The 14,967-nt window shown below is 68.5% G+C and carries 14 protein-coding genes; 9 read left to right on the forward strand and 5 right to left on the reverse strand.

The features are described from left to right. Positions 1-43: 43 nt before the first annotated feature. Positions 44-415 carry a hypothetical protein gene (locus tag MJQ72_RS42100; protein WP_240596408.1) on the reverse strand — a complete coding sequence of 124 codons (372 nt, stop codon included), beginning with the start codon at positions 413-415 and terminating at the stop codon, positions 44-46. A 190-nt stretch (positions 416-605) separates the two neighbouring features. Between MJQ72_RS42100 and MJQ72_RS42105 the strand changes: the two genes are divergently transcribed. From MJQ72_RS42105 to MJQ72_RS42135, 7 genes are all read left to right on the forward strand, one after another. Continuing rightward, positions 606-1,154: a YbaB/EbfC family nucleoid-associated protein gene (locus tag MJQ72_RS42105; RefSeq protein ID WP_240596409.1), complete on the forward strand. Its 549-nt coding sequence runs from the start codon at positions 606-608 to the stop codon at positions 1,152-1,154. A gap of 24 nt (positions 1,155-1,178) precedes the next feature. Continuing rightward, positions 1,179-1,520 (forward strand): hypothetical protein, encoded by a 342-nt coding sequence (locus tag MJQ72_RS42110; RefSeq protein WP_072029392.1) that lies wholly within the window; start codon positions 1,179-1,181, stop codon positions 1,518-1,520. Next, on the forward strand, positions 1,513-2,589 hold the full coding sequence (locus MJQ72_RS42115; protein ID WP_240596410.1) for a WXG100 family type VII secretion target: 1,077 nt from the start codon (positions 1,513-1,515) through the stop codon (positions 2,587-2,589). Before MJQ72_RS42110 ends, MJQ72_RS42115 begins: the two co-directional genes overlap by 8 nt. Next, on the forward strand, positions 2,589-4,280 hold the full coding sequence (locus MJQ72_RS42120) for a DUF6346 domain-containing protein (RefSeq protein WP_240596411.1): 1,692 nt from the start codon (positions 2,589-2,591) through the stop codon (positions 4,278-4,280). The genes MJQ72_RS42115 and MJQ72_RS42120 overlap by 1 nt, the downstream gene beginning before the upstream one ends. 321 nt (positions 4,281-4,601) lie before the next feature. Further along, positions 4,602-5,462 (forward strand): ribokinase, encoded by an 861-nt coding sequence (locus MJQ72_RS42125; protein WP_240596412.1) that lies wholly within the window; start codon positions 4,602-4,604, stop codon positions 5,460-5,462. 68 nt (positions 5,463-5,530) lie between these two features. After that, entirely contained in the window at positions 5,531-7,171 is a 1,641-nt protein-coding gene (ptsP, locus tag MJQ72_RS42130; protein ID WP_240596413.1) for a phosphoenolpyruvate--protein phosphotransferase, read from the forward strand. A 263-nt stretch (positions 7,172-7,434) separates the two neighbouring features. Then, positions 7,435-8,838: an MFS transporter gene (locus MJQ72_RS42135; protein ID WP_240596414.1), complete on the forward strand. Its 1,404-nt coding sequence runs from the start codon at positions 7,435-7,437 to the stop codon at positions 8,836-8,838. Here the strand turns inward: MJQ72_RS42135 and MJQ72_RS42140 are convergent. Then, positions 8,835-9,494, reverse strand: a complete 660-nt coding sequence (locus MJQ72_RS42140; RefSeq protein ID WP_072029397.1) for a DUF1707 domain-containing protein — start codon at positions 9,492-9,494, stop codon at positions 8,835-8,837. The genes MJQ72_RS42135 and MJQ72_RS42140 overlap by 4 nt on opposite strands. Before the next feature lie 81 nt (positions 9,495-9,575). On the opposite strand from MJQ72_RS42140, the gene MJQ72_RS42145 reads away from it, so the two are divergent. Continuing rightward, positions 9,576-10,607 (forward strand): hypothetical protein, encoded by a 1,032-nt coding sequence (locus MJQ72_RS42145; protein ID WP_240596415.1) that lies wholly within the window; start codon positions 9,576-9,578, stop codon positions 10,605-10,607. Here the strand turns inward: MJQ72_RS42145 and MJQ72_RS42150 are convergent, their stop codons facing one another. From MJQ72_RS42150 to MJQ72_RS42160, 3 genes are read right to left on the reverse strand one after another with little or no spacing between them, the layout of a single operon-like run. Then, positions 10,608-11,267 carry a response regulator transcription factor gene (locus tag MJQ72_RS42150; protein ID WP_016338311.1) on the reverse strand — a complete coding sequence of 220 codons (660 nt, stop codon included), beginning with the start codon at positions 11,265-11,267 and terminating at the stop codon, positions 10,608-10,610. Next, positions 11,264-12,430 carry a MacS family sensor histidine kinase gene (gene macS, locus MJQ72_RS42155; protein WP_240596416.1) on the reverse strand — a complete coding sequence of 389 codons (1,167 nt, stop codon included), beginning with the start codon at positions 12,428-12,430 and terminating at the stop codon, positions 11,264-11,266. The genes MJQ72_RS42150 and macS overlap by 4 nt, the downstream gene beginning before the upstream one ends. Continuing rightward, positions 12,427-13,623, reverse strand: coding sequence for an AI-2E family transporter (locus tag MJQ72_RS42160; RefSeq protein WP_240596417.1), 1,197 nt, complete (start codon positions 13,621-13,623; stop codon positions 12,427-12,429). Before MJQ72_RS42160 ends, macS begins: the two co-directional genes overlap by 4 nt. 271 nt (positions 13,624-13,894) lie before the next feature. Here MJQ72_RS42160 and MJQ72_RS42165 point away from each other — a divergent pair, with 271 nt between their 5' ends. Then, complete coding sequence (locus tag MJQ72_RS42165) at positions 13,895-14,902, forward strand: hypothetical protein (protein ID WP_240596418.1); 1,008 nt, start codon at positions 13,895-13,897, stop codon at positions 14,900-14,902. Positions 14,903-14,967: the final 65 nt, after the last annotated feature.

Consider the following 14,967-nt stretch of genomic DNA (forward strand, 5'->3'; position numbering starts at 1 on the left):
GCTCACGCACAATACCGCGCCGATCACACCTGGTAGGCGGGTTTCAGCCGAGAAGGCGAGCTTGGAGCCTGGTGAGCGGCCGGAGGGCCAGGAAGATCGGAACGGCCATCCCGGCCGCGATGAGGAAGTGCACGATCCACGCTCCCGCCAGCGTCGGCCCGCCCCACGTGCCCTCGGGATCGCTCCCCGTCCAGAAGAGCCCATAGGTCGCGATACGCCCGACGAGATAGAACAGCAGCAAGGCGAGCAGAAACGCGACCGCGCTCGGACCGAAGGCCGCTACGAACCGCGGCCGTGACCCGCTTTCCTGCCCGAGCCAGCGCCGCGCCAGTCCACGCTGGACCTTCGCGCCACCGAGGTACCCCGGAAGCACGAGAAGCGCATAGACGGCGCGTTTCCAGTCCGAAATCGTCATACCTAGCACGCTAGGGGCCACTGACCTGCGAGAACATCGGGTAAGCCGTCGGATCCGGTAGGGAAAACCGGAGTTCTCTGTGGTGATCCACACGACCGGGGTGCGGATGTCCGCCAAACGTTCCCCGATGTCAGACGCGTATGCCACACTCGGTCGCCGAATGGCTACGACGTGAACAGGGGAGGTTCGCGTGTCGAACCCTGAGCAGCTCTTCGCTGATTTCGAGGCCAAACTGGCCGACGCCCAGCGGAAGGCGAATCAGATGCGCACCGAGATCGAAAGCGTCTCGGTGTCCGAACGCAGCAAGGACGGCCAGATCTCGGTCAAGGTCAACCACGCGGGGAACCTGGTGGGCCTGGAGATCGGCCCGTCCGTACGGGACAACCCCGCGCTCGCGCAGGAGATCCTCCGCGTCGTCCAGAGCGCGCAGAGCAAGCTCGCGGGCGCGATGCAGACCGGCGTGCCGTCCATCGCGGGCACCGAAACGATGAACGAACTGGTCAACCAGCTGCACAACGAGTACCCCGAACCCGAACCGACGGGTTACGTCGAGGGCGGTCACCAGGAGGCGGACGAGGACGACCGCTTCGTCGCCGAAGACGAACTCGACGCGCCTCCGCCCCCTCCCGCCCCGAAGCCGCCCGCACCCCCGGCCCCGCCCGCGCCGCCGCGTGCCGCGCGCCGGCAGCAGACGGACCACGAGGACGACTACTTCACCGGCGGCGACTTCCTGCGCTGAGCGGGTTCTTGAGGGAGGGAAAGAATGGGGCAGCCACAAGGTAAGCAGGGCTTCAACGTCGATCCGGTGAGGATCGACGAGCACGCCAAGCAGGTCGAGAAAACTCTGGAGCTGCTTCAGACCGCGTTGAGCGCCGACCAGACGAGCCGGATCAAGTCAGAGGACTTCGGTCTGATCGGCGACCTCGTGCAACTCGACGCCTGGTGCAACACCGCCGCAGACAAGGCGGTCGAAGCTCTCAAGGCCGCTGTCGATGCCGGAAACCACCATGTGGACACGGTCCGAGCGTGGGCTCAGGCGCGCCGCGTCGACGATGAATCCGCCCAGGATCTGGTCAATCGTGCGGGGCAGGTGAAGCATGGCTGAGCCGGGCTCGAACCAGATCATCCAGGACGCCACGAAGGAAACGGACTCCGAGAAGTACGTCGTCGACAGCGCCCTGGAGGGTGCGGGCGCGATTCAGGACACCATCGGCGGCATCGAGAAGCTCGTCCACGGCGACTGGACGGAAGGCCTGCTCAGTCTGGGTAGTGCGGGCGTCGACATCGGCATGATCGCCGCCGGCGGCAACCCGTTCGAATCTCTCTTGAGCTGGGGGTTCGGCTGGGTCATCGAGCATGTCGACTTTCTGAAGGAACCGCTCGACTATGTCACCGGTGATCAGGACGCGCTGGATCTCGAAGCGCAGAAGTGGACCACCATCAGCAAAGACGTCCAGAAGATGGCGGAGGAACTCACGGACGAGGTCCGTAAGAACACCATGGACTGGACCGGTCAGGTGGCGGACCGGTACCGCGAGTACGTCCAGGAACAGCTGGACACCTATCGTGCGCTTTCCGACGCCGCGAGCAACGCGGGTGCGGTCGTGGAGATCTGCAAGACGATCCTCGACGTCGTCCGCACACTCATCCGCGACCTCATCACCGATACCCTCGCCAAGATCATCTTCATTCTGCTCAGGTACCCACCGCCCGGCTATCCCGGAGCCCTTGCCGGTGAAGGTGTTCCATTCGCCGTGAAGCAGGCGCGTAAGGCGATGGGGCAGGTTCAGCGCCTGATGAAGGCCTTTTCGAATGCCAAGAGCATTCTCAAGCTCCTGGGCGAGGCGCTGGAATCCATCGCGAAGGGATTCGGCAAGTACGCGAAGGGCGTCGGGCAGGGGCTCAGCCACATGGCCAAGGAAGTCGTCCCAGACCTCGGTGGCGCGGCGATCAAGGAAGCCGTGAAAGGCGTTCTCGACGTCGGTGTCGGCAGTGACAACAACCAGAGCGACCTGGATAGGCAGCGTGACAAGACGAACACCACCATCGAGCCCAAGGACAGTGGAGTGGTCGGCAGCAGTGGCGGAAGGACGGCTGCTTCGTCGGTACGCAAGGCCGGCGTCGAGCCGGTATTCGATCAGCCTGGCGAGCAGCGGATCTCCGGTTCGTTGTAATGAAGAAGGCAAGCCGGACGAAGGCGACCGGCGCGGGTGTACTCGCCACGGCAGTGGCGGTCGCACTGGTGATCGGGCCTTTGCTCTTCTTCGTCTGCCTGACGATGTTCCGCTTGGCGGGGACGCCGGAGAACAACACGGGACAGACGGCGGTCGACGACGCTTCGGCGGTGATCAAGACCTGCGATCGCCGAGGTCCCGTTTCCTCTGAGGGCTTCGGCTACTTCTGGGAGTGTGATGCCGAGGTCACGGTGAACGGCCATTCGCTCGGCGTCGTCGAATTCGATCCCGACGAACTGACACCGGTCGATGGGACGAATGTGGTCGGCGTTCAGCGGAGTGGCGATCACTGGCAACGCGACGTCGCTCATCCCTATCGCCTGCTGCATGTGGCCGGGCTCGTGATCCTGGCGGCCGACTTCCTCGCAGTACTGGCTGCCCTGATTCCGCTGCTCGTCTCCGTCTTGTGGGTGTTCGCCCGCCTTCGGCGTCGAAAAGCACCCGAAACCGTTGCCTCGTGGGAAGAGGGGCAGCAGGTCATCGTCCGGCTCAAGGCACCTCCGAAGCCGAAGCGTCGCTCTCCCGCCGGAGCCACCGTGCTGGGCTTCAGCGGTCTCTTCTCACTGTTGATCGGCGTGTGGATGTTCTACATCCACGGGCGCCTGAGCGGCGATCTTTGGGGATTCGCCGCGGCTCTGTCGATCGTGCTGCTCGGAATCGGATTCACGGCGGCTGCGGCTTGGTGGGCTTTCGCGCCGGATAAACCCGGCGATGTACGGACGATCGAACTCACGGAAGCGGGGATCAGGCAGCAGGGCGATTCGTCGGAACCGTTGGTGTTGCCGTGGAAGGATTTGCGCTCTGTCGTGTTCGACGAACGCGGGCGCCCGGGATGGATCAGTGTCCACCTGGCCCTGGCCGGCGAGGCGTCGAGGGAGAAGCTTCTCGAGGAGTACAGACGGCCCTCGAAACACGGTGTCCTCCTGACTCCGGAAATCGAGTTGGAGGAGGCGGAGTCGGCGTCGGAAGCGATCGAAGGTTTTTGCCCTGGCCTGGTGCATTGGCGCTCGCGCGAACTTTCGCGCAGTGGTTTCGGGCCCGGCGGAAGTTCCGGGTCGCGCCTGGTGAGATGGAAGGATGGGGTATCCGCCACGCAGAGAGTGGAAGCCTCGCCGGCGGACGAGCCGGTCAGGATCCGGTCAGGCCGGATGCCAGGAGCGAGAATCCTCGGTTTCGCGGGGCTCTACGCGCTGATCGTCTTGTTGTTCGTCCTTCGTCAATCCGCTGATTCCGTGCCTGTCTGGCTGTCGCCTGTAGTCGTGCTCGCGACTGTGGTCTGTGGCGTCGTTCTCCACAAAACTCGATTCAGGGGAACGTCCGGCTTTCTCGAGGTGGACGAAGATTCTCTGACCTGGTTCGAGCGCGACACGCCCCCAAGACATGTCGTGCCGCGCGAAATTCCACCGGTCGATGTCCTTCTCTCGAGTCTCCAGGAGATCCGGTTCGAGCGTGTTCCATCGGAGCACGGCCGGAGGTACGTCAGGGTTTCGGTTCGCACCGATGGTGTCCGGTCGGTTCTCGCGGAAAAGATCACGGCAGCCGCCGCGGCACGTCTGAAAGAGACACTGAAAGCAAGATCCGCCTTCGCAGGCGACGTGGCGCTCGACCAGTCAACGGGAACACCGGTCTGACCGAGGCGCCCGTGGAAGCCGGGGCGCCGCCGGCGCCGATCACTCGGGGGGCTACGTGATCGACGCCGGCGACCCGATGCCCTCTTCCCGGCGAAAGCCGGGATCGGGGCAACGTCACCGCTTGGACGCGGCAACGCATCTCAAGAGCGGGCGTGATCGCCGAAGTGACGTCCGGGGGAAGGTTATCCCCGAAAGAGTGACGGCGTTCCGCTGCTCGCCTGATTGTCGCACTACGCGCCGAGAAAGTTACAAAGTTCTTCACATCTTCGCCTGGAGAAGGGTGTCGACCGGACAACCGCTGGTCATGGCATGGTCTCTTCCATGACTTCTCAGGTGCTGGTCATCGGGTCCGCCAATGCCGATCTCGTCGTCCCGGTCGATCGGCGACCTGGTGGTGGCGAAACCGTACTCGGTGGCGACACGATCTTGTCGCCGGGTGGCAAGGGCGCCAACACCGCGGTCGCCGCGGCCAGGCTCGGGGCGGACGTCGCGTTGCTCGGCGCGGTCGGCGACGACCCGTACGGCGAGTTGCTCAAGCGGTCGCTCGCCGAGTCCGGGGTGGACACGGGCTCGCTGCGCACGAGTGAGCGCCCGACGGGGATCGCGTACATCACGGTCACGCCGGACGGCGAGAACTCGATCCTCGTCTCGCCCGGCGCCAATTCCGTCTTGCGGCCCGAGGACGTCGACCTCGACGGCGCCGAGATCGTGGTGTTGTCGCTGGAGATCCCGCTCGAAACCGTCGAGCACGCGGTCGCGAAAGCCGTTGAGCGCCACGTGAAGACGCTGCTGAACCTGTCGCCTGCCGCCGAGCTTTCCGCGAAGACGCTTCAGGGGCTCGACGTCCTTCTGGTCAACGAGCACGAGGCCGCCTTCCTGCTCGGCGGCGAGGCGGATTTCCCCAAGCTGCTCGACCTCGGTCCGAAGGCCGCCGTCGTGACGCTCGGCGCGAAGGGGGCTGCGGTGGTCACAGCGGATGGGGTGACGGAGGTGCCGTCGCCGAAGGTCGAGGCTGTCGACACGACGGGCGCCGGTGACGCTTTCGCGGGGGCGCTCGCGACTTCGCTCGCGAAGGGTGAGGAGCTGGCCGATGCGGCGCGCAAGGCGGTGAAGGTGGCGGCGATCACGGTGACCCGCCAAGGCGCGCAGCCTTCCTATCCGACGGCGTCCGAACTGGAATGATGTCCTCTTCTGTGTTCTGCTGGTGGCTATGAGCCAGGTCACGCCGCCTATGAGATATGGTCTAGACCATGCCGTCTGAGTCACTGTCCGGGGTCGCCGTCAGTCCCGGCCGCGCGAGCGGTCCTGTCGTCCGGGTCGCCGAGCCGCTCGGTGAACCCGCGAGCACACCGGCACCGGCCGATCCCGCCGCCGAGGCCGCCCGGATCGCCCCGGCCGCGCAGATCGTGGCCGGCAGGCTCGAGAAGCTCGCCGAGACGGCCACCGGCGAGGCCGCGACGATCCTCATCACCACCGCGGCGATGGCGGCCGACCCGGCGCTCGTCTCCTCGGCGGAGCAACTCGTCAAAGACCAGAACCTGCCCGCACCGCGTGCGGTACATCAGGCGGCGGGGAAGTTCGCCGACGCGCTCGCGGCCGCCGGCGGTTACATGGCCGAGCGGGCCCGCGACGTCCTCGACGTGCGCGACAGGCTCATCGCCGAACTGCTCGGCATCGCGCCTCCTGGCGTCCCCGACCTGTCGTCGCCGAGCGTGCTCGTCGCCCGCGACCTCGCGCCCGCCGACACCGCCGGCCTCGACCCGGACAAGGTGCTGGCGCTTGTCACCGAAGAGGGCGGCCCCACCAGCCACACCGCGATCCTCGCCCGCGCGCTCGGGATTCCCGCCGTCGTCGCGGTCCGCGGCATCCTCGCGCTCGACGCGCAAGCGCTTGCGGTGGACGGTGACACCGGCGTCGTCGAGGTCGCGGACCCGAACGCCGAAGTCGTCGCGGCCGCCAAGACCGGCGCGATCGAGTGGGACGGCACCGGCGCGACCTCCGACGGGCACCGGGTGAAGGTGCTCGGCAACGTCGGGTCCGCCACCGACGCCCAGACCGCCGCCGAGGCGGGTGCGGAAGGTGTCGGCCTCTTCCGCACCGAGTTCTGCTACCTCGACGCCTCCTCCGAGCCGAGCGTCGAAGAGCAGCGCAAGGCCTACACCGCCGTGCTCACGCCGTTCCGCGGCAAGCCGGTCATCGTCCGCACCCTCGACGCGGGCGCGGACAAACCCCTCGCGTTCCTGGAGCCCGAGGACGAGCCCAACCCGGCGCTCGGCGTACGCGGCCTTCGTGTCGCCTTCGACCGTCCCGAGATCCTCGACCGCCAGCTCGAGGCCATCGCGGGTGCCGCGCAGGACTCCGGCGCCGAGGTTTCGGTGATGGCCCCGATGGTCGCCACCGCCGCCGAGGCCGCCTGGTTCGCCGAGCGCGCCCGCGCCGCCGGAATCGCCCGTGCGGGCGTGATGATCGAGATCCCGGCCGCCGCGCTGACCGCCCGCGAGATCCTCGACGCGGTCGACTTCGTCTCCGTCGGCACCAACGACCTCGCGCAGTACACCTTCGCCGCGGATCGCCAGCTCGGCGCCGTCGCCAAGCTCAACGACCCGTGGCAGCCCGGCCTGCTGCGCCTGCTCAAGATCATCGGCCAGGCCGCGAAGGACACCGGCAAGCCCGCCGGGGTCTGCGGTGAGGCCGCCGCCGACCCGAGGCTCGCGCTGGTGCTGGCCGGGCTCGGCCTGACCAGCCTTTCGATGAACGCGCCCGCCGTGCGCGCGGTCGGCGCGAGCCTGGCGGCCACGACGCTGGCCGAATGCGAGGCGCTGGCCGACGCCGCGTTGGCCACGTCGGACCCGGTCGCCGCCCGGCAGGCCGCGAATTCTGTCGCGCGCTGACGAAAACCCGCCGAAGGGGCACCGTTTCGCACACACCTCACGTGAGTGCGAAGGTGCCCCTTCATCGTGTTTTCGTGGGGCCTTCGGCCCCGAAAGAGGGCGCGCGACGTGAAGTCTCCGTCGGGCGCGGGGCGCCCTTTGGGAGACGCCAAGCGGTAGCAAAGGTCCCCCGCTCCCCGAAAAGGATCGGGGGGCATGTCGAAATCCGGTCGACCGCTTCGACGCCTAGGTGAAGACACCGAAGCGACGAAAGGACGCCGACCATGACGACCACCATGACCCCGACGCGGGCGGGACGCCGGGAATGGGTCGGGCTGGCCGTGCTGGCCCTGCCCACCTTCCTGGTCTCCCTCGACGTGTTCGTGCTGATCCTCGCGCTGCCGAAGCTCAGCCAGAGCCTCGGCGCCGACAGCACCCAGCAGCTGTGGATCATGGACGTCTACGGCTTCATGATCGCCGGGTTCATGGTCACCATGGGCACCCTCGGCGACCGCATCGGCCGCCGGAAACTGCTGCTCATCGGCGCCACGGCGTTCGGGCTGGCCTCCGTGCTCGCCGCGTTCTCGACCAGCGCGCTGATGCTCATCGCCGCCCGCGCGATCCTCGGGATCGCGGGTGCGACGCTGGCGCCGTCGACGCTCGCCCTCATCAGCAACCTGTTCTCCGACAGCCGTCAGCGCTCCCTCGCGATCGGCATCTGGGCGGGCTGTTTCACCGTCGGCGCGATCGTGGGTCCGATGGTCGGCGGCGTGCTGCTGGAGCACTACTGGTGGGGTTCGGTGTTCCTGCTCGGTGTCCCCGCGATGGTCCTGCTGCTCGTGGTCGGCCCGAAGCTCCTGCCCGAGTACCGCAACGAGAACGCCGGCCGCCTCGACCTCGCGAGCGTCGCGCTTTCGCTGGTCACGATCCTGCCCACGGTCTACGGCATCAAGGAGCTCGCCCGCGAGGGTGTGCACGTGGTCCCGGCGGCCTCGCTCCTGATCGGTCTCGGCTTCGGCGCGGTGTTCGTGCGGCGCCAGCGGACCCTGCGGGACCCGCTGATCGACCTGACGCTGTTCCGCGGCCGTGCGTTCTCGACGGCGTTGGGCGGGATGTGCGCGTTTTCGATGCTCGGCGGGACGACCATGCTGTTCGTCGCGCAGTTCTTCCAGATCGTGCTGGAGCTTTCCCCGATCGGCGCCGCGCTGGCGCTGCTGCCCGGGATGCTGGCTTCGACCGTCAGCTTCCTGGCCGCCCCGATCCTCGCCCGTCGCGTCCGCCCCGCGACGTTGATCGCCACCGGGCTGGCCGGTGCGATCGCGGGGTTCCTGCTGCTGACGCAGGTCGAGGCGAGCGCCGGTCCGGTGATCCCGTCGATCGCGTTCGCCATCACCTGCCTGTGCGGCGGCCCGCTGATCACCCTGGGCACGGATCTGGTCGTCGGCTCCGTGCCGCCGGAGAAGGCCGGTTCGGCGGCCTCGCTTTCGCAGACCGGCAACGAATTCGGCTACGCGCTGGGCATCGCGACCGTCGGGACGCTGGGCAACGCGGTCACCCGGTCCCGGCTCGCCGACGCCGTCCCCGCGCACGACGCGTTCGCCAGCGGGATGCACGCGGTGTCCGGGCTGGCCGCGCTGGTGCTGGCCGCGGTCGCGTACTTCGTGGTCCGGCACCTGCGCCACATCTAGCCGAAGAAACCCCGCCGCGGGTACTTGATGATCAGCGACCCCCCGTGCACGCGCCCGGTGATGACGAACCGGGGCGTGCCGGGGCGGCCGTTCGAGCGGGTCCGGTCGTCGAGGTTGCCGAACTTGATGTCGGTGATCGAGTTGGTGTCGACGGCGCCGTCCTCGGGGATGGTGATCTCCACCGGCCCCCATTTGGCCTGCAGTTCGATATGCACCACCGGATACCGGATCTCGGCCTGGGAGAAGTCCAGTTTCGTGGCGCCGTACTTGTTCCGGATCACCATCGACTCGGGGACGAGCCAGTTCCCGTTGCGCTGCAACGCCGAGTACTTGCCGTTGAGTTCCATGACACCGGACGTCGAGGCGTAGGCGGGCTGCTGAGGCGGAGCCCACGGGTTCTGCTGCTGCCGGGGCACCATCCCGGCTTCGGGATGCACCAGGCCGGGCAGATCCGTGAGCACCGCGTTCAGCTCACCGCGGGTCTTGGAGGCGAGGGCGCGGTCGGTCCGCTCGGTGAACTCGTCGAGGTTCAGCATCCCGAGGCCGATCGCCTTCTGCAGGACCTCGACGACGTGCTCGCGCTCCGCGTCGGAGACCCTGATGTCCCGTCCGGTCAACGGCTTGGTTTCGGTCGCCGGCTGCTCTTCCTCGCCCATGCTGGGAATGGTAGAACCGATTCTCACGCGCGAGATCGGGGAAATACCCTGAACAGACCCGCATTTCTCCCCTGTGCCGCCTTGCTGGCGGCTGCCCTGCTGACCGGCTGCACCGTCGAAGCAGACCCGCCGCAGGCCGTTCCGCCGCCGACATCACCGCCGCTGTCGAAACTCGAAGGCATTCCGGTGGACTACGCGGGGTTCCGCCTGGTCATGACGACTTCGCCGCCGTCGATGCTCGATCCCGCCACCGGCGCCACCACCCCGCTGCCCGGTGCTCCGGCCGGTGACCGGGTCAACGACGTCATCCGGGTCGGCAAGTTCCCGGTCGTGCTGTCGGCCGCCCGCTGCGGTCCGTCGTGCCTGGAGCCGTCCGAGGTACTCGTCTACGGCGACCCCAAGAACCAGCCGTGGAAACTCGGCAAGGCCCGTAGTGTCGCCCCGGCCGCCGACGAAAGCGGCGTCTGGCTGATCCGCGACGACGGCAACGACCTGTGCCGCCTCCAATACGTCTCCTTGCTCGGTGCCGAGCGCGGACGCGGGCGGCCGGCGAGCTGCACGATGGCGGTGCGCCAGGAGGTGCCGAAGGGGCTGCTGATCACGGTGAACACCGGGACGGCCACCGCCGAGGACGTGCTGATCGACCCTGCCACCGGCCGCGCCGTCCGCCAGTTCCCCCGCGTCCTCGCGATCACCAAGGATCGGATGCTGCTCGCCGAACTGACCGAATTCTCCGTGCTCGACCTGCGGAACGACCAGCGCACGCCGGTCCGGTGGCCGGTGTCCAACGGCAAACCGGGCCAGGTGGTGCCGAGCCGCGACGGATACAAGGTCGCCGTGCTGTTCGGCGACCCCGCCTGGGCGGGGACGGCGACGCAGACGGCCGACGTCTGGGTGCTCGCCCTCGACACGCTGACCTGGACACACGCGCCCGCGATGCCGATCGCGACCGAGCTCAAACGGGTCGCGATCGAATGGACCGAAAGCGACGACCTGGTGATCGCGACCGACGTCGTCGCGGCCTGGCACCTCGACCGGCCACGCTGGACGGTCGTCAAGACCCCGCTGCCCGCCGAGCGGAACCAGCGGGTGGTGGCGATCGGCCAGGGCTGACTATTCCTCGTCCAGCCCGTGTTCGATGGCGTACCGGGCGAGTTCGACGCGGTTGTGCAGCTGGAGTTTGCGCAGCGTCGACTGGACGTGGTTCTCCACCGTCCGATGCGAGAGCACGAGTTTCTCGGCGATCTGCCGCGCCGTCATCCCCTTCGCGACCAGGCGCAGGACGTCGGTCTCGCGTTCGGTCAGCCGCGGCGGCGCGGGCCCGTCGTCAGGCGCGTCGGCCATCCGGCGGTACTCGCCGAGGACGAGCCCGGCGAGCCCGGCGGTGAACACCGGGTCGCCCGCCGCGGTCCGCTTGACCGCGTCCACCAGTTCGCTCGCCGAAGCCGATTTCACCAGGTATCCCGACGCCCCGGCCTTGACCGCCTCGAGGACGTCGCTGTGCTCGCCGCTCGCGGACAGCACGAGCACCTTCGTCGACGGCAGTTCCGCGGTGATCTCGCGGGTGGCGTCGACGCCCGACGTCTCGCCGAGGTTGAGGTCCATCAGCACGACGTCCGGCCGGACCGTGCGCGCGATCCGCACCGCGGCGGGCGCGTCCGGCGCGGTGGCCTTCACGTCGAACCCGTGCTCGGCCAGGTCGCGCGCGACGCCGTCCCGCCACATCGGATGGTCGTCGACCACCATCACCGAGACCTGAGGCGCTTCGGTCATCGCTTCCCCCTCGCCGCCACTGGAACCTTGACTTCCCATTCCGTGCCCTGGCCGGGCGCGGTGTCCAGGGCGACGCTTCCGCCCAGATCCCGCACGCGGCCCTTGATGGACTCCGCGATACCTAGATGTCCCTCGGCCGCCGCGCGTTCCAAGACACCGGGCGCGATCCCCGGGCCGTCGTCGCGGACGCTGACCACGACCTCGGTGCCGAGGTCCTCCAACAGCACCCAGGCGTGCGCGTCGTCGCCCGCGTGCTTCTCGACGTTCGACAGCGCCTCGCGCGCCACGGCCACCAGCTCCGCGGTCACGTGTTCGGGCAGCTGGACCTCGCCTGCGGGCGTCGAAACCTGCACGGACGGCGTCGCGAGCAGCTGCAGCGCGGACCGGAGGTCGGTGGTCCCGTTTTCGCTCGAATGCGTCGGCTCGGTGGTGACCAGCGCCCGCAGCGCGATCTCCTGCTCGCCGGCCAGCTTCGCCAGTTCGGCGGCCTCCCCGCCGAATTCGGCGCCGCGTTTGCGCACCCGCGCGAGCACCTGGAGGACGCTGTCGTGGATCGAGCGGGCGAGCCGCTCCCGTTCGGCCGTCGCGGCCTCCATGCGCAACGCCCTGGTCAGCGCGTCGGCCGACCGGCGGGCCATGGTCGCGGCGAGCCCGATCACGAACCCGCTCGCGGTCAGCAGGAAGCCGTCCCGCGCGACGTCGACGTCGAACCGCCAGCGCACCAGCCCGGTGACCACCGAGACCACCAGCCCGGCGAGCACCCCGCCGAGCGCGCCGAACCGCGTCCCGGCGGCCGCGGGCGGGACCGCCGCCCACACCGTCGTGATGAGCGGGGTGTTGGCGTCGAACTGCGCGGTGGTCAGGATCCACGCCGAGGTGAACATGAGGACGACGGTCAGCGCGAGATCGACGCCGACCAGCCACGGCCAGCGGCTCGACGGCCGCGCGTAGAACACGCTGCTCAGCACCGTCCACAGCGTCATCACGCCGAACGACGTCCACGCGAGCCACTTATTCGCGTAGCCGTCGTAATGGACGATGAACGAGCCGAGCGCGAAGAGCAGCGTCGTCACGCGAAGCACGATCACCCCGCGCCACAGCGGAGTGGCCGGGTCCCGCGTGCCGAGCGCCGAAACGGCGCGCCAGAGCGGGGGCTCGGTCATGACTTGGCTTCGGCCTCTTCCCCGGGGTCGTTCGGCTGGGCCGCCTGATCCCGCAGGACGTCGATCTCGGCCGGATCGGGATCCTGTTCGTGCAGCAGGGACCGGATACCCGCGTTGAGCACCGCGAGCAACGGCACCGACAGCAGCGCGCCGGCGATCCCGGCGGCGACGAGACCGGCGGTGATCGCGAGCACCACGGCCAGCGGGTGCAGCTTCACCGCGCGGCCGAGCAGGATCGGCTGCAGCACGTGGCTCTCCAGCTGCATGACACCGATGACGATGGCCAGCACGATCAGCGCGCCGACGACGCCCTTCGTCACCAGCGCGATCAGCACGGCGACGGCGCCCGCGATCACCGCGCCGATGATCGGGATGAAGGCGCCGAGGAACACCAGCGTCGCCAGCGGGATCACCAGCGGCACGCCGACGATCGCCAGGCCGATGCCGATACCGACGGCGTCGACCACGGCCACCGCCGCCGTCGCGCGCACGTAGCTGACCAGCGACGCGAAGCCCCGCCGCCCCGCGACGTCGACCCGGTTCCGCACGCGGCCCGGCACGCCGCGCACGAGGAACTTCCAGATCTGGTCGCCGCCGGAGAGGAAGAAGATGAGGATGAACAGCGTCAGGATGAAACCGGTGACGATCTCGCCGACCGTGCCCGCCGTGGTGAGCGCGGTGGTGGTGATCGACGCCTGATTGTTCTGCAGGAAGCTGATCGCCTGGTTGATGAACTCCTGGATCTGCTCCTGGCGCAGGTGCAGCGGCCCGTCGATGAGCCAGACCTTGATCTGGTTGAGGCTCTCCGTCAGCTGCTTCTGCAGTTCCGGCAGGCCGGAGGAGAACTGCGCGACGACGAACGTCAGCAGCCCGCCGAGCACCGCGAGGCCCGCGATCAGCACTATCCCGGCCGCCAGCCCGCGCGGGAACCTCAACGCCGTCAGCTTGGAGACCGCCGGTGCGAGCAGCGCGGCGAGCAGCAGCGCGATCGACAACGGGATCACGACCACCGACAGATAGCCGATGAGGAACACGATGACGTAGAGCGCGGCGATCACCACGATGAACCGCCACGACAACGCCGCGCCGATCCGCAGGCCGCGGGGCACGAGGTTGGTGACGTCTTCGGTGGACTCCGAAAGGAACGGGTTCGCCGGGTCGAATTCCGGCTGTTTGCGCTGGGGCTCGCTCACGGGCACACCGTATCGGTCCGAGGCGACGTTTCTTGAACATTCCGGGCAACGCGCGAGAGGCGAATTCGCCCGATGCGACGCTTGACACATCGCCGGTGGATCGACTCCGGAGTAACCGGGCTCCGCCAGCCTTGATCACCGATCGTGATTTCGGGTTACACCGTGTGTTCTTCACACGATCGTGCCATCAAGGCCTTTCAAACTCGCGCAAGCCTTCCGCACTTTGCTTACCTCGGTCCCGCAACGACGAATCGAAGCGACAGGAGACCGAGTGACGAACGCGGCGAAGAACGAGAGGCGTGGCGCTGTGCGCTTCGGCCGTCTCGCTTCGCGTGCGCTGTTCGTGCTCGGTGGTGCCGTCGCCGGTTCCGCCGCGGCGTGGGCCGTTTCCGGCGCTTCCGCTTCCGCGGACATCGCCCCGGTGGTCTCCGCGCCCGAAACGAGCGTCACTCCGGTCACCGACGCCACCTCGGCGGGTTTGACCGACGTCTCCCACGGCGCGTCGAAGTTCGCGGGTGACGTCGCCGGCGCGATGTGCGGCGACAGCCAGCAGGACGCCACCACGTGGTCCATGCCGGGCGAGAACGGGTCCGCTCCCGCGAAGCACCACTGCGGCGACCTCCGCGCCGACCGGCACGAGGTCTCCACCCGCGTCAGCGACGCGGTCACCGACTTCGCCGACAACTCGGTGGTCACCCCGGTCAAGCGGACCCTCGGCGCCGTCGAGCACATCGTGCGCAAGCCGCAGGACACCCGCCAGGTGCTGGACGAGACCTTCGCCCCGTCGCCCGACTTCGGCCGCGACGTCTGGGACCTCCTCGACCCGAAGGGGCACGGCGACCTCGTCCCGGAACTCCCGGTCGGCGGAAGCCCGGTCGACCCGGAGTCCCCGCTGGACACCATCGGCGCGGGTGAGCAGGTCACCGACTTCGCGCAGCTGGCGACGACGCAGTTCCCCGCTGCTTCCGAGACCGTCCTCCCGATGCCGGCCTTCGCGCAGTCGCACGATGCCTTCGATCAGGTCGAGGACGCTCCGGCGCGTGACGGTCACCGTGGTGACTTCCCGCGTCCGATCACCCCGGCGCCGCTTCCCGCCGCGCCTTCCTTCCCGACTGTCCCCGGCGGCTCTGCCCCCGGTGGTCACCTCGACGGCATGACCCACGGCGTTCCCGCCTGGGTCGCCGCCGCCGTCGAGCGTTCCCTGACCGGCTACGCGCTGGCAGGCACGCGGTACATGCCGCTCACCCCGGGCTCGCAGCCCGGCGTCACTCCCGACTGAACACCTCCCTCCGCGGGGTAGCCGACGCGCCTCACGCCTCCCGATTCCGGGCTTGGCTTCGCGTC

The organism is Amycolatopsis sp. EV170708-02-1 (assembly GCF_022479115.1).
Lineage (GTDB): Bacteria > Actinomycetota > Actinomycetes > Mycobacteriales > Pseudonocardiaceae > Amycolatopsis.